This window comes from Paenibacillus sp. JT22N1 (assembly GCF_059692155.1).
Map to the genome: position 1 here is coordinate 194,394 of NZ_JCAUAW010000002.1, position 15,403 is coordinate 209,796.

12 protein-coding genes are annotated in these 15,403 nt (G+C 43.2%); 2 read left to right on the forward strand and 10 right to left on the reverse strand.

Features of this window, described 5'->3' with window-relative positions:
* Nucleotides 1-2 precede the first annotated feature (2 nt).
* From AC58UU_RS04710 to AC58UU_RS04725, 4 genes are all read right to left on the reverse strand, one after another.
* Complete coding sequence (locus AC58UU_RS04710) at nt 3-1,037, reverse strand: multicopper oxidase domain-containing protein (protein ID WP_497313462.1); 1,035 nt, start codon at nt 1,035-1,037, stop codon at nt 3-5.
* A gap of 263 nt (nt 1,038-1,300) precedes the next feature.
* Nucleotides 1,301-2,098, reverse strand: a complete 798-nt coding sequence (locus tag AC58UU_RS04715) for a helix-turn-helix domain-containing protein (RefSeq protein WP_497313991.1) — start codon at nt 2,096-2,098, stop codon at nt 1,301-1,303.
* Nucleotides 2,099-2,210: 112 nt separating this feature from the next.
* Nucleotides 2,211-2,942 (reverse strand): phytanoyl-CoA dioxygenase family protein, encoded by a 732-nt coding sequence (locus tag AC58UU_RS04720; RefSeq protein ID WP_497313464.1) that lies wholly within the window; start codon nt 2,940-2,942, stop codon nt 2,211-2,213.
* A 213-nt stretch (nt 2,943-3,155) separates the two neighbouring features.
* Complete coding sequence (locus AC58UU_RS04725; protein WP_497313466.1) at nt 3,156-4,079, reverse strand: 6-bladed beta-propeller; 924 nt, start codon at nt 4,077-4,079, stop codon at nt 3,156-3,158.
* Between the two features lie 267 nt (nt 4,080-4,346).
* On the opposite strand from AC58UU_RS04725, the gene AC58UU_RS04730 reads away from it, so the two are divergent.
* On the forward strand, nt 4,347-5,291 hold the full coding sequence (locus AC58UU_RS04730; protein WP_497313993.1) for an alpha/beta hydrolase: 945 nt from the start codon (nt 4,347-4,349) through the stop codon (nt 5,289-5,291).
* A 608-nt stretch (nt 5,292-5,899) separates the two neighbouring features.
* Here AC58UU_RS04730 and AC58UU_RS04735 read toward each other — a convergent pair.
* Both AC58UU_RS04735 and AC58UU_RS04740 read right to left on the reverse strand, forming a co-directional pair.
* Nucleotides 5,900-7,369, reverse strand: a complete 1,470-nt coding sequence (locus tag AC58UU_RS04735) for a methyl-accepting chemotaxis protein (RefSeq protein WP_497313468.1) — start codon at nt 7,367-7,369, stop codon at nt 5,900-5,902.
* A 203-nt stretch (nt 7,370-7,572) separates the two neighbouring features.
* Nucleotides 7,573-9,396 (reverse strand): heparinase II/III family protein, encoded by a 1,824-nt coding sequence (locus AC58UU_RS04740; protein ID WP_497313470.1) that lies wholly within the window; start codon nt 9,394-9,396, stop codon nt 7,573-7,575.
* A gap of 360 nt (nt 9,397-9,756) precedes the next feature.
* Between AC58UU_RS04740 and AC58UU_RS04745 the strand changes: the two genes are divergently transcribed.
* Nucleotides 9,757-10,302 (forward strand): hypothetical protein, encoded by a 546-nt coding sequence (locus AC58UU_RS04745; protein ID WP_497313472.1) that lies wholly within the window; start codon nt 9,757-9,759, stop codon nt 10,300-10,302.
* Between the two features lie 95 nt (nt 10,303-10,397).
* Here the strand turns inward: AC58UU_RS04745 and AC58UU_RS04750 are convergent, their stop codons facing one another.
* From AC58UU_RS04750 to AC58UU_RS04765, 4 genes are all read right to left on the reverse strand, one after another.
* A complete protein-coding gene (locus AC58UU_RS04750) occupies nt 10,398-12,101 on the reverse strand; it encodes a glycoside hydrolase family 66 protein (RefSeq protein WP_497313474.1) in 1,704 nt (567 codons plus the stop codon).
* Nucleotides 12,102-12,106: 5 nt separating this feature from the next.
* Nucleotides 12,107-12,928, reverse strand: coding sequence for a carbohydrate ABC transporter permease (locus AC58UU_RS04755; RefSeq protein WP_497313476.1), 822 nt, complete (start codon nt 12,926-12,928; stop codon nt 12,107-12,109).
* A 12-nt stretch (nt 12,929-12,940) separates the two neighbouring features.
* Nucleotides 12,941-13,822: a carbohydrate ABC transporter permease gene (locus AC58UU_RS04760; RefSeq protein ID WP_497313478.1), complete on the reverse strand. Its 882-nt coding sequence runs from the start codon at nt 13,820-13,822 to the stop codon at nt 12,941-12,943.
* A 95-nt stretch (nt 13,823-13,917) separates the two neighbouring features.
* The gene (locus AC58UU_RS04765) at nt 13,918-15,255 is read right to left on the reverse strand and encodes an ABC transporter substrate-binding protein (RefSeq protein WP_497313480.1); all 1,338 of its coding nucleotides are present in this window, start codon (nt 15,253-15,255) and stop codon (nt 13,918-13,920) included.
* Between the last annotated feature and the right edge of the window lie 148 nt (nt 15,256-15,403).

The window sequence follows — 15,403 nt, forward strand, 5'->3', positions numbered from 1 at the left end:
TCTTATTCAGCTATGAAGAAGCCCATCCAACCGAGCTCGGCAAATTCACTTTGATGCGCATGAAACATGTATCGCCCAGGTGCTGGGAATACAATTTCTAATATGCCTCGTTCTCCCTGGCATTGCATAATGGTATCTGTAAAATTAGGACGCGCTTCAGGATCCGCGCCAGTTGCATAATAGTTAAAAAAGTTCGCATGAAGGTGAAAAGAATTTATGGGATCAAATTCAGTAAGATTGCTGAGATAAATACGTACGAGTTCCCCAACTTTCACCTTAATTGGTTCTTGCTGATAGGCAAACGCGTACCCATTCACTGTGTAGACTTCATTCTCCCCATCTAGATCAAGATCATAGCCGTTCATAAGCATACTGAATTCTTTTGCAGCAGCTCTTGGTTTCTTCGGATCAATAATGAAGTTGCCGTAGAGTCCTTTATGAATATGCCTGGCGAGAGGAGCAACATGACAATGGTAGACATGCATACCAGCTGGTTTTGCTTCAAATTCGTAAGTAAAAGAAGCACCTGCATTAACCGCTTCCAGTCCATCCATGTTGGTAGGATGCATACCATGAAAATGAATCGAATGAGGATGGCTCGTTGTATTGGTAAACTTCACTCGAAGGACGTCCCCTTCTGTACAACGAATAGTGGGTCCTGGTATCGTGCCGTTGAATGTCCAACCGGGAAACCTGATCCCTTTCGCGATCTCAACATTATTTTCATATGATGAAATTTCGTACTCCCGTAACGTTCTTCCATCAGGAAGCTTACTTACCTTTCCATAATCAAATGCTGTGAGTGCTTTCTGTGCTGCTTTAAAACCTTCAGTCACTTCTGTACTCGGCACATAACCATGCTTCATACCATCATGCAATTGTTCTTTCATAGCATTATGAACGCTATGCTTATCCGCAGCTAATGTTGTTTTACCAAATGGATTCAGTAAAGCACTGCCAATGACAGCAAAAGCCCCAGCGGTTCCCATTTTCAAAAGATTACGTCTTGATACCTTATCAACCGGTTTACGGAACATCGTCATGCCCTCCTATTTAATATTGCTTGTTTACAATTTTTTTGTATTAGGGAAACATTTTAGGTAAAAAAATTTTTGTTTCCAATGGGACAAAGAGTTTACCAAAGGAAAAACCTTGACTTTACTATAAGCCCATTTACATCGTTTGTAAACCTATTTTTTTCCTAAAAAATGCCGTTATTTCTATCCATCTCAAAAGAAAGCTTGAAAGCATAAAAGCCCCTGTTTTGTATGGCTACAAAACAGGGGCTTTGCTCACAAACTTATTTCTGAAAGGTTCTCGGCGAGCTCCCGAACTTTTGTTTGAAGGCTCGTTCAAAGTGAGTTAACGTATTAAATCCGGATGCATAGCAAATTTCTGTGACAGGTATATCCGATGCCATTAATAACGATTTAGCAAAGTTCAAACGCAGTCCCTGTAAATAAATTTGGAATGGGATTCCTGTCATTTTACGAAACGCTTGACTGAAATAATTAGGTGCCAATGCAGCCTGTTTGGCTGCTTCCTCTAATCGTAGTGGATCTCGAAAATGGTGGTGAATATAGACAAGAGCTCTCTGAATCGAACGATGCTGAGCTTCTAGATCCTTTTTATCGATACATGGGTGCTTCTGACAATGCGCTCGAAAAAGGTTAAGAAGGATCCGCTCTAGCGCACCTTTCACCATCATTCGCTGACCTGGCATCCAGTTATAGGCCTCACTGCTAATCAGGCGAAATTCTGACTCTATCATGTCAAAGTTATCATCGATATCAACCATATATTCGGCAAATTGTTGAAACATTAGCTCTCTTATGTCTTCACCAAGAAATTCTCCCGAGAAAACAAGGTTGTAAATATCCATGGGTTCATCGGGAAATGAATATATCTCATGAAAATCTGCTGGAGTGAGTAGAAAGAGACTTCCTCTGGTAAGCTGATGCTCAGTTCCATTAACGATATTCACTCCTCTACCTCGGAGAACAAAACAAAGCTCATAAAATTCATGCCAATGCAAGGAGTGGTGCTCATTATTGATGTGTTGATAGTAAATTTGAAAAGAGGAGGAGGGATCAATAATTGAGCGTTCGTTAACCTAATCGGCTGTTTTTTCATATCTGCCCTCCGCCTCCATTTTTGCATTTATTATAGCACAACGAGATGCACCTTAAATCGGCTATTGAAGCTGTCTTTTATACGTTAGCGTACGTATTCCCTGCTAGATCTTGACCGCGTGCCAACCATACTTTAAAGTTTTTGTTTTTCTCTGGATACACTTGCGTTTCAGTTGAGAAATAACGCATGGTATATCCACAACGACGTTTTTCGCTTTTGTTCGGATCTGCACCGTGAATGATGCGCGAGTCATGCAGCGAGCATTGACCTCTCCGTAATTCGAAGTGAACAGCTGTTGATGTATCCATGTTTTTAATTTGCGTATTAAACAGATTCCGGGACCCATCTACACTTTCATACTCAGAGAAACCGTTGTTATGTGTACCGGGAATAACTTGCATGCAGCCATTTTCCTTCGAACTATTATCAATGGCGAGCCAAACCGTAATGATTTTATCAAATGAGCTGACTCGACCATTCCAATAAGCCGAATCCTCATACCATGGCGTTGCCCTGCCAATTAAGGGGTCTTTGCAAATAAAATGGCTGGACCATAGACCGATGTTCGGTCCGATAATAGGCTCCACGAGATCCAGAACTTCATCAGACAGGAGGAATTTGAGCAGGCGTTCTTCACGGAAATGAGGTGTGTCCAGCTCGTCGGACAGTTTACTTCCTTTTTGCTTCAGTTGGTCTTCAAATATTTCCGTCAATTCAGCTAACTTCTCTGGTGAAAACAGCTGCTTTTCATAAAGTAAGTACCCGTTCTTCTTATAAAATTCGACTTCTTCATTGGTTAATTTACTCAACCTAAACCCTCCTAAATGTGTGTTCTTATCGATAAGTTAACTATAACGCACATGTAGAATAGCAGGCTTATCGTTTACTCAGAAAAAGTTAGCGTATCTTAAGGTAAAGTAAGAAAAACCGGAGCTACTAATCGATCACAAGAAAAAAAGCCACTCTTGGAAGAGTGACTTTATATCCTGCATGTTAAGTAACAAGATGATGATAACAATCAATTACCTGCGAGCGAGCTTGGTCAAGCGTCCATCCGAAATCCACTCGGCCACATACACATCCCCACGCGAATCAACACATATACCATGCGGAGAACTGAATTTGTTTGCGCGATAATAAGCTTTATCTAGATTAGGCCATCCCTCCTGCGATTTAGCTTGACGATCCTCACCCAAATGCGCAATTAATCTATCATGTTTATCGAATACCGTTACACGGCTATATAAGTCCGGAAAATACATTTCATCCTTGTAGAAATAGAAGCTGCAAGGCATATCCATATCATGGTCAAAGGTGCGTTTGAATTGCCCATCGAGTGTAAACACTTGGATCCGATGATTGCCTCGATCTGCAACATAAAGTTCCGGTTCTCCACGTCTCAAATCAACGGAAATACCATGTGGACAAGCGAATTGCCCAACTTCTGAACCCTTCCCTCCCCATGAGCGAATATAGTCACCAAGTGCATTATATTGATGCACCCAGCTTTGACCATAACCATCTGAAATATAAATATCGCCATTTGGCGCCACAGCCACATCCGTAGGCACAAATTTGCGTTCAGCATCATAAATCTCAGGTAGATCTGGCGTGCCGATCGTTAACAGATGTTCGCCGGTTAACGTTGTTTTAACCATAATCCCTTTGTCCGTGTCAGTCACATAAAGGAATTCGCCACCTGCTTCTTTGTGCAGATAAAAGCCGTGCGCACCCCCTTCGAATTCTTCGCCCCATGCATTCAAATACTGCCCGTTACGGTCAAATACAACAACGGAAGGCGTTCCGGTATGGAACAAATAAAAGCGATCCGCTTCATCAACTTCAATTCCATGTGTGTAACCTAGTGTGACATTTTCGGGCACTTTGGCCCAATTGGGAATAACTTCATAGTTATGTGACGTATTACCTGCTTGAAGGGCACTCATAGATAGCGCTTCCAATTTATCCACATCCTTTTTCTACTTATTTCCTTTCAATAATAACACTTAATTATTGCTATATACTAGTTCAAATATTGAAGCCAGTTACATTCAGGAGTGGATGCATCCATGTCAATCTGGGCAACCTATTGAGTGCCTTTTCAACAGAGGAGAGATTCAAACTTAGGATCAACGTTTACATAGTGGTAGGCACTTAAAACAACAAGCGATGGTCTAAATCCATACATGAACACGCCAAAGGAGGAACTATCCATGCCAAACAAAATTCATCTTGAAGCCGCAGCACAGAAATTCGCAGAAGATACTACAAAACCGCCATTTCTCTTCGATCTAGGTCCTGTAAAAGGGCGCGAGACTGTTGACAAGGTGCAATCCGAGCCTGTCCATAAAGAAGCTGTCGACATGCAAGATCTTACAATCTCAAGTGGCCCGAGCGGTGAAGTATCCGTGAGAATTCTGCGACCAAAGAAATCACCTCCGACACTCCCTGTTATCCTGTATATTCACGGTGCTGGATGGGTTTTCGGAAATGCACATACGCATGATCGCTTAGTCCGCGAACTTGCAGTTGGTGCTCAGGCAGCCGTCGTATTCCCCAACTATAGCCTTTCGCCTGAGGCCAAGTATCCAACAGCACTCGAGGAGATCTACGCTGTCCTCCAATGGATAGATAGCCATGCAAAGGAGTACGGCTTCGATGCAGAGCGTCTCACTATTGCAGGCGATAGTGTTGGCGGCAATATGGCCGCAGCCATTACGTTGGTTACCAAAGAACGCAAGGGACCGACTATCCATAAGCAGCTGCTGTTCTACCCTGTAACCGATGCATCCTTCGATACGGATTCCTATAAGCAGTTCGCAACGGGATACTTCCTACGCCGGGATGCTATGCAGTGGTTCTGGGATCAGTACACGTCTGATCCCCGCGAACGTGCGGAGGTGACGGCATCTCCGCTGCGAGCTACGCTCGAGCAGCTCAGCTGCCTCCCGCCCGCGCTGATCATTACGGGCGAGGCCGACGTGTTGCGCGATGAAGGCGAAGCCTACGCGAACAAGCTTCGCGAAGCCGGCGTGCCCGTCACGTCCGTGCGCTTCCAAGGCATCATCCACGACTTCGTGATGCTGAATGCCTTGGCCGACACGGCTGCTGCGCGCGGTGCCATGATGCTCGCCAAAGCTTGGCTGCGAGAATCATAACAGTAGCCTGCGCTGCAAGCAGGCCAACACGAAGAAACAGAGACACTTCCATTAGTGGATGTGTCTCTGTTTCTTTTCATAGATGAGTATCGTTTTGCGTAGATCCTCGAAACCGCATTTTCTCACATATGTTGGTATAAGTTCTGTTCTGTTTTACTTCCACCTATGTTGGTATAAGTAATGTAATGTTTTACTCCCACCACATGGTTCGCAAAGCAATGTTGTATTCTATACAACAATAAGCTAGCTAATTCACGATATCCGTGCGATTGTTGTAGAAAATACAACATTTTCTCCCAAAAGCAGCTCCAAAGCATGAAATACGGTTAAATTGTTGCACAAAATACAACATCCAATAGCTAAGTGAGAAGAAATCACCGAAAATGTTGTACAGCGTACAACTTTCGCTCCTATTCGCTGCGAAAACAGCCGTACATGCTTCCCTTAATCCCTTTCTCCTTCAAACCAGAATCCTAAAAACCAGAAATACAAACACTCCCCATAAAAATTCACTTTATAATCTCAAGCAGCTTTTTCTCCATACCGGCAATGGAAGAAATCACAAAGTTGATCCCTTGTTTGGTTACTGCTATCTTTCATTTAATCCTTTACGACCGGACCTGCTCCATCCATTCAGTAGCGATATCAACCGCTTGTTTAAAGCATTCTCGCCCGCGGCTAATCAGCGCTTGCTTCGCTTTATCATATTCACCTTCCAGCATCCATGCTGCATTTTGATCCTTGATCACGCCAAAAGCATCCCAAGCAGAGCGCAACGAGGAGAAGTATTTTCGATCACTTGCCTCTTTCAACTTACTTTCTAGCTCTTTCATACATGTCTGTAAAAGTACCTCCTGTGCCACTTTTTTCTGGTACCAATCGTTTATTGTTTCTGGATCCCTCGCTTCAATCAACGAAACCATGATCGCTCGCATGCCCGTCGCACATTCCATCCATAAGTCCAAATCTTTCTGCAAGGCATGAGATTGCTGGAGTGAAGGCAATTTAAATTGCGAAACTACCGAGCGTAAGGAAAGACTGCTCCTTGTTGCCTCTTGAATACTTTCATTCATCCCCAAGATATTCTGAAGCTGAACATCAGCAGCAGCCAAAACTTCTTCACTCCCAGCCGCTACTTGTTGAATCATTGCTGACGTTTGATTAATTGAGTTCGCAATTGACAATGTATTGCTGGTAACACCTTCTAAGCGACCATCTACTTCCTGCATGTCTCCTAAAAGATGACTGAGAAACGTCTCCATCCTTCCATACTTGCTAACCGCTCCTTGCAATGTATGCGCTCCTGTACCAACCGTGTTCTGCATCTGGTGAATCGAACCCCGCAATCCATCTGCACTTGAAGTAACCGTTTGGATAAGTTCCTGTATGTTAACCGTTTCCTGCTTCGTCTGAATGGCCATCTTTGAAATCTCTTGAGCAACGACCGCAAATCCCTTTCCCTGTTCTCCTGCACGCGCCGCTTCGATATTCGCATTTAGCGCTAACAATTGGGTTTGTTTAGAAATATGTTCAATTAAAATGGTCATGTCTGCAATTTTCTCAAGAGCTTTATTTAATTCATCCATTTTCACATAGATTTGTGTACTATCCTTGGAGATTAACTGCATTTGTTCCATCGCTACACTCATTTCCACTCTGCCGGAGCTCACTTCTCTTAAAAACTGAGTCGATGATTGGACGATGGCACTGTTACTATCTTTAACTCCCTCAAGAAAGGTGTGAATAGGATGGATTTGGTCTGATATAAACTGGGCATGTTCGGAGGTATCTTGCATGCCTTCAGCCATTTCCCGCATCGTAGCCGTTATTTCTTCTACCTGCACAGTAATCAGAGTTGACCTAGCGCTAGTATCCTCCATCTTATGATAAAGCTCACTCGACGATTTATCGACGATTCGGATGAGAGATTTCAAACTGCGAATTGTTTTTTTCAACGTACTGATTAATGATTTCTCACCAACAACAGGGGCACAGCTCATACTGAAATCACCCGTAGCCATTTTTAATAAATCCCCATGAACCTTTTCATACGATGATGAATGAAATAGTTTGAACAAAGTGATTCCTCCTTTTTACACATAAAAAAGCCTATCCCATTACAGAAACTGTAACGGATAGGCTTCGTTGCCGATTAGAATAGAAAAGAAAACAATGTTAGATTTTCTACGTGATCACGTCTTTGTGATGGTTCGATTATATAAAAAATGTCGTTTCATGTCAATATATATGACATTGCCATCACATCTTTTGAAATGCCGTATTAAAAGACAGGCTCTAGAGTCACAGATATAACCTGTTGTCTGGCCGTATCCACACTCTTCAGATCAATCAGATACACCGTCTTGGATTTCCCAGAATGATCTAAGTGTTCTGTAGTCTGAATCGCTGCATTCAACTGGCGGGATTCATACACAAGACGAAGCTTTTGACCTTCACTCGCGCTTAAAATGATTTCCCCCTCCTTACCAACTGCTGGTGGATAAAGGGTAATGAAACGCTCCGTAATCGACGTAGGTGGTTCCGTGAATTCATAACTGTCCGTTATCGTTAATTTCCCCTGCTGCTTATCCAAATCGAACAATCTTTCCAATTTGTGCAGATGCGGTAGGTCATAAGCTCGCCGCAGATCCAACAGGAATCGATCTCTCGCCTCTTGAATACCCGCTTCCACTACCTGCGATCGATACTGCTCTCCTTCACTTTGAAAGCAGCCATTGATGATGGGAACGCTATGTCCAGAGGAGCTGTTGCAAAGAATCGAATAACGCTCGTCGCCAAAATATTGTCTTGTATATAGACCAGCACCAAGATCCTCCAACCACCTGACGCCGTCCACTACCCAGATAAAATGTCCGATATCATTATGATTATGCGGCTCATTATTATGTCCGCCCTTAGCTGCAAAGCTGATGAGTTTACCGCTTACCTGACACCGGCTAACCATCCATTCAGCTTCTTGAAGGAACTCTGAACGAAGCGGCAGCCCTTCTCTTTTTTCCAGCAGCGCATAGTCTGTCCAAGCCAGATCACGCAGTGCCGTTGCGAAGCGGCCGCAGTTATCAACTGACTTCGAGCGATACGTCAGCGACGGGATGCGGAGTTGTTCAATCCTTTGGCATAGACGGCTAAATAAGCCAGTCTGAATACCGCTCGTACGCCCGCAATCGGAGAAATTAGCCACATGATTCTCCTGTAAAAAGCAGAATTGCGGGAAACCCGCAATGCGCTGGGCTTTCTTTTCATCCAGAAGCAGATCGACCTGTCCACCTGTACGCTGCTTCAGCAGCTCTGCAAAATATACGTAATAACCGAAACCGTAGTACCAGTAGCCGAGACCTTCGAGACACGCCCCCTCTTCGGTGAACCCTTCAAGGAAGCACTCCATCGCTCCAAAAACGCGATTTATGACAGGCATCAGGATTGTCGAATCCTGAATCATATAAATAGCAGCCATTCCGATGCTTCCTGCGCATACTGCCGACCAGTTGTTCGTTGCTATCTCCCAACCAAACACTCTCTTGAGCTGCATATACGGATTCAGTACTCTTCGCATAACCTCGTGGCGTGCGCGTTTAACAATTTGTGGATCGAGTCGATCCTTGAACAGATGACAAATCTCGCTCAATGCATGGGCCGTCTCGGAAGCGAACAAATCAACATGCCTTCCCGCCTCATCTTCCGCTTGGGGATCATGAACGTTCAGGTGTGCAGGCAAGCACCAGGTATATTCATCACATATGGCCCAGATGATGTCCTCGAGTGCAGGAATGAATGCAGCATCATCTTCCATTAAAGCAGTGATGGCAAAGGCAGCAAGCCGACGTCTACGATCGAAGTAGTGCTTCTCGAACTCTTTTCTCGAACCATTTACTTGAAATAATCGAAATGCGCTGAAGGGCAGCGCCTCGATAGGCTGCGAGAGGAATTGGTCAGCCAACTGCCTTATTTCTATCCGGTGGGCAGCCAGCAGCGGATTGTCCATACCTGAGCGTATATCCACGGATCGAGTTCTGACTTCTTCAAAAAGGGAAGCATGATCCGTTTCCGCACCTTGCAACGCTTCCAACAATATTCGACTATTCAAGTGAACACCTCTTTAGGTTAGTTATCTTTAAACCCACTATAATGAATACGCTGTTTATCGTCTAGTTCATGAATTTACTTTTTTGGGTAAAATATTAACTTTTTTCTAGCCTCATTGGTCTAACCTGCCGATACCGTGATTGCTGCATGGCTTCGCGGCGAAGGCTTGCTGCCCCAAACCTTCAGTTAATGTTTCACCAGTCATCATTCTATATGGAATCGATCTGTTAAATGAAGAAAATTTGCAATTCCTCACAATTTCGTATATATTTTTATTTTGCTGATTAAAAAATATTATATATTTCGGATGATTTTACAAAATTAGTCTTATCCGAAAAATGAAATGAAGAGGTGCACGACAATGACATTGAAAAAAACAGCAGCAGGACTCATATTACTATCCGTGATGTTGACAGGAGCAGCTTGCTCTACTACTCAACCGAAATCATCACCAAGTCCCGTAGCTACAACGAACACGACGGCTGCTCCGCAAGCAACTGCCGAAAGCCAAGATGCCGTTAATATGAAAGGCTATATAGCTGCTAGAATCGCTCAGGAGAAAGTGGAATTCCTCTTTGCGGAAGCCAAATCCAGTGATGGCGCGTTTATACTCAACCCTAAAGCTGCAGACGGCAAAGAAAAAGCCGTGAAATTTCTTTCCAGCTACTTCGATACAGCTATGGCTGATAAATTAACTGCGCATTACCTAACCGATCAAAAAGCGGATAATGCGATCGTGGCTAACAAACAATCGTTCTTCACTTCGAACCTTCTTGCAACGAAAAAAGAAGATATTACGTTCGACGCGTCAAATTCGAAGGATCAAGTTAAGTTCACTACCAAAGACGGTGTAACTTACACGACCAAAAAAGTGAACGACAAATTCGTTGTCGCAGCGGTTCAATAAGTAATAACACATCTTATCCAGGCTCATGATTAGGTGAGCGCCAAAAAGTACCGTCAGGGAAGTTTCGAGCCCTGACGGTACTTTTTTGTTCCACGCTATACTTCTATAACTAACAAACTCCACACATAAAGCTTAGGTACGGTAACACAAAGAATTAAACCACGCTCGGTGTCCTCAATCGTATAGATTAAATCACGCGGTCTGCCCATCTCAATATCCGGGCTAGCTGTGAATACATACTTAACCGGGCCAGCGATTTGAATCCTCACCATGATACCTTCTACAGGCATCGGCTGTAATTTACCTTCATTCCAGTAATCCTCTGAATTATTTGTGAGATTAATGAAGCTGATAAGCTTATGTGACTCATTCTCCCTGACAACCGTCCAAACTTTATTCGGTTCTCCATAAGTGGAGAAAAAAGCATTTTCAAACACATACTCCAAATTATCGCCCTGGACATGAGTCATCGATACGTCACGCATAGTTGAATCCTGCAGTAAATGAACATAACGTACTACAAAATCGTAATAATTTCTAATATTTCTCATAAACTCATTGCTGGCAATCGAATAATCGGCATAATATCCCTGTGTTAGAACGCCATTGCTCTCACCTAGCAGCAGATGATAAGCGCCGTGGGAGAAAATAATTGCTGAAAGCAGCAATGCAGACATATGAGCTTTCTCAATCGTTTCCTCTGGCTCCAAGCGGAAAGGCTTCAAATAAGCTGCCAATATAACTGGCTTTCCTTTACCTAAGTGCTTAGCCCAGGCAATCACCTGCTGGATATGATGATATTTCTCATATGGATTCCATACTTCGATGTAAATGGCATCCTGTTCAGCCAAAGCGACGGTATCAACAGGCCAATTGCCGACATTGTTGAAAATGAGACAAACATCGTCTTTAACCTGGTCTAAGGCTTGGCGGGTGTTGCGAATCAGAACCGGGAACTGCTCATCGAGCCTCTCGACCTTTTGTTTCCCCCCAAGCATGGAAGTACCTGTTTTGGGATATCCGTAGGTATCCATATGAATACCGTCAAAATGGACGATTTCAATCGTTTTTTTGTATTCATTAATAATATGGTTGTGCCAAGGAGATTCTTCGTTGATATTCATGATGGAAAAGATATTGATGAAATCAATAACATGGCCATTACTATAATAAAGCGCCCAATCCGGATGTTCTTCGAAGAAAGCTATACTTGCCGCATAGATAGCTCCATAGGCAATTGCCTTCATCCCGTAAGAATGGCATAGCGCGATTTTCTCCTTCACAACCTTCAGACTCAGTTCCCTACCCATTAAATCGGTAAACACATCTTGTGGCGGCACGAGATCGTTATGACGGTACATCCAATCATAAAATTGAACTAAATTAATGTGCAGCTTATTAAGGCTGGCAACATCAGTTATATCACCCTCTTCCCGTGAATGAAAATCACTTAGGAATCCATAACGAGGTGATTTCCTCCAGTCGGATACCACATCGAAGGCACTCGAAAATAGCTGAGGCTCATCACCTTCTTTGGTGAGAACAACATCAACACCGTAACCTTGAAAATCCGAATCGAAAGACGCCAGTTCAACCACTTGGGTTGAGCTTGAATACGGCCGTAAAGTAAGATCAAGCGAAAATGACCTTACGATTCGGTTCGAATTCAGAATATTAACTTCTAGATGAATTGGGGCTTCCTGTTGTGACTGGTTATCCAATTCAATTTCAATGGAAACAAGCTCGTTTGTAACAAACTGTGCTTTGCTTGCGAATAGGTCCTTAATTCGTGGAACCATGCTTCTCACCCTTTAACTGCCCCAGCAGTTATACCTTTAACAAAGTATTTTTGGAAAATCAAAAATGCGACGACAGCAGGCGCAAGTCCAATTACTGCGGCAGCAGCCATCAGGTTCCATTGGGCTCCGTATTGTTGGAAAAACATGGATACGGCTAGCGGGATCGTTCTCATCGATTGGCTTGTCAGGAAAAATACCGCTTGCCCGTAATTATTCCAGATCGCCAGGCCTTGCAAAATGACGACTGCAGCGGTGACTGGACGAAGAAAGTGGAACGTGACTCGCCAAAACGCAATGAATGGCGTACAACCGTCAATAATTGCGGATTCTTCAATTTCGCGAGGCAATACTTTTATGAAGCTGGCGTACAGGAACACAGAAAAAGGGATGCCGTTGGATGCCATTAGTAAAATCATGGCCCAATGCGTATTAATACCGCCAATCGACTTCATGAGCGTATACAAAGGCACTGTGATGATAATCGCTGGAATCATCATACAAATTAGCAAAATATTAAATACGATCGCATGGAATTTGTTTTGATACCTGGCAATCGCATATCCCGCACAGCTGGATACTATGATAATCAAGAGTGCGCCACCCATTGCGATAATCAGCGAATTTCCAATTGCTGCCCCCATCTTAGATACTTTCCAGGCTTGTGAAAAGTTAGCAAAATGAAAATCAGGAAACAGCACAAACCCATTAAAAAGTGTCCGGGAGGGCGTATTTAGAGCCAAATAAAGCAAGATATAGAACGGAATTAAGGACAGCAGCGCCATAACTGTCACTAAAGCATATTTGCTTAACACTCGAGTCAAGTTCATAACGAAGCCCCCTTACATTTCAAACTCTCTTGTTTTAATAAATTTCATAAAAATAAACACAGGAATAATGATGATAGCGAATAAGATCATGGCTACAGCAGTTGAATACCCGGTGAAGCTGCCATACAGCATTCTCAGAATGTATATACTAAGCGATTCAGTGCTGTAACCTGGTCCTCCATCGGTTAGAGCAATGATAACTTCGAATACAGACAACGAGCCGATTATATTGGTCACAACATTAATTTTGATAGATTGCACAAGCATCGGAATGGTGATGTACCATAATGATTTGGCATAACCGGCCCCATCAATTTCACACGCCTCATACAACTCTTTGGGAATCGATTGGAGCCCTGCCAAATAAATAATCATGGTCATGCCCACAAACTGCCATACATTAATCAGAATTAGAACGATGAGAGCAGATTTAGGATTGCCAAGCCAATTGCCGCTAAGATCGCCTAAATTCAAATTTTGCAGCACGTGATACAAGAATCCGCGGTCCGGCTGAAGGATAAAGTACCACACATACCCCATGATGAGCGGACTGATAACGGCCGGCAAATAAATGATAGCTCGGACCACACTTTTGCCTTTGAAAGAACGATCCAGCACCAGCGCATACACAAAGCCGAATAAGTTTAGCAGCGGAGCGCTTCCCAATGCAAAAAGCACGGTAGTGGCAACGTCCTTCTTGGCACGCTCATCTTTAAAAAATTCAACAAAGTTCTGAAACCCAATAAATTGAGGTTGAGATATCCCATTAGAGTCGGTCAGGCTGATTCCGATCCCCTGGGTCAATGGATATATGAAAAATAGTCCAAATAAGATGATGGCAGGCAGCGCCATAAACTTGTGCAGGTTGTTCCATAGCTTATGCAGTATTTTCATCCATCTCTCTCTCCAATCATGGCTATAGACCCGGATTAAGCCGAGTCTATAGCATTTAAGTCTATCTATTCTGTAAGAACCCAACTTAGTTGACCTTACTTATGTGTTGCTTTCCAGGCTTTATCCCAAGCCGTTTGGTATGCTTTTGCAAAATCAATCGTTTTGGCATATTTGCCTGCAAGTAAATCTTGAACCATTCTTCCTGCATCATCGCCAGAGAAGCCCGATGGTGTATCTGTGAATGGAATGTTAACGCCTGTTTTCAAAGCTTGCGAAACTTGATCTTTCAATGGACCCCAATCTGCAGATACATCTGTGAATGCTGGAGGCGATTTCAAGAATTCGCTGTATGTTTTCAAATTCTCAGGTTTGATTAGGAATTCAAGAAACTTCTTCGCTTCTGCCGGGTGCTTGGATTGGGATGTAATTGCGTATCTAGAGTCGTCTGCGGAAAGCACGACCGGTTTAGTGCCATCTTGGATGGATGGATATGGACTAAAGCCGATATCATTTTGAATATTCGGATTAATTTTAAGCAGATCGCCCAGTACCCACATACCTTGACTGATCATCGCTGCTTTACCCGTAGCAAATGCCTCTTTTTGGTTATCATAAGTAGCTGTCAAAGCGTCACCGTTCATAAGTCCCGCGCTTTTTAGCTCCAGCAGTCTTTTAGCAAATGTATCTATGGAACCATTTTCTGCGTCGAATGCCAATTTTTCGGATTCATTATTGATGAATGCTTTACGGGATCCGTTCACACCTTGGGTTTGTTTGATGATACCGTGAGGCAAGAACTCAATGAAATGACCTAGTGTCCAGGACTCTCTACCTGCGATAAAGATAGGAGCGACATCCGGTTTTTTATCTTTGATCGTCTGTAAGTTGGTTTTGAAATCGTTCCAGGTTAAAGCTTCTTTTAGTCCAAGCTCACTGAATATTTTTTTGTTGTAGAAGATACCAGCTGTCGTGACGTTCGTTGCAATTCGGAACTGCTTGCCTGTTTTCACGTCTGTGGACAATTCCTTGATCGCAGGGAGAACGCGGGACCAGAAAGCTTCACTGGAAAGATCCAGATATTTTCCTTGGTCTATATAATCCTGTTCAACGACCGTTGTGATATCTGGAATATCACCAGAAGCGAATTTCACTTTAATCACATTACTTGCGTCTTTTTGATATTCTTGTTCAACAACAATACCCGGATTTTCCGAATTGAATTTCTCAATCATCGTGTTGATCAAATCGACCGTTTCCACTTTTCCAGTGAAAAATTTCAGCTTTACAGCTTCTTTGGGTTTGCTCGTTGTTTGTGCTGGTACAGCTGTAGCTGGCACATCTTTAGGCGCTTCGGTCGTTTTTTGGCTGCATCCGGCAACGATCCCGCACAGCATGATAGAACTGAGCAGCACACTCATTTTCTTTGTGTTCATAGATATCCTCCCTTTATCGTATCCCGCTTTATTCTTGGTTACATGTTTATCATAAGGCGGATTGAATCGACGAGATACACCGCATTTTTTATATCAAGGTACGATTTTTACAGATCGTTCAAAAACAGATTGCCCTCTTCTATTTCAG

Bases quoted from the DNA above. Each gene is read 5' to 3' on its own strand.
- AC58UU_RS04710 (WP_497313462.1), bottom strand. From the start codon at position 1,037: ATGTTCCGTAAACCGGTTGATAAGGTATCAAGACGTAATCTTTTGAAA.
- AC58UU_RS04725 (WP_497313466.1), bottom strand. From the start codon at position 4,079: ATGAGTGCCCTTCAAGCAGGTAATACGTCACATAACTATGAAGTTATT.
- AC58UU_RS04730 (WP_497313993.1), top strand. From the start codon at position 4,347: ATGCCAAACAAAATTCATCTTGAAGCCGCAGCACAGAAATTCGCAGAA.
- AC58UU_RS04760 (WP_497313478.1), bottom strand. From the start codon at position 13,822: ATGAAAATACTGCATAAGCTATGGAACAACCTGCACAAGTTTATGGCG.
- AC58UU_RS04750 (WP_497313474.1), bottom strand. From the start codon at position 12,101: ATGGTTCCACGAATTAAGGACCTATTCGCAAGCAAAGCACAGTTTGTT.
- AC58UU_RS04745 (WP_497313472.1), top strand. From the start codon at position 9,757: ATGACATTGAAAAAAACAGCAGCAGGACTCATATTACTATCCGTGATG.
- AC58UU_RS04755 (WP_497313476.1), bottom strand. From the start codon at position 12,928: ATGAACTTGACTCGAGTGTTAAGCAAATATGCTTTAGTGACAGTTATG.
- AC58UU_RS04765 (WP_497313480.1), bottom strand. From the start codon at position 15,255: ATGAACACAAAGAAAATGAGTGTGCTGCTCAGTTCTATCATGCTGTGC.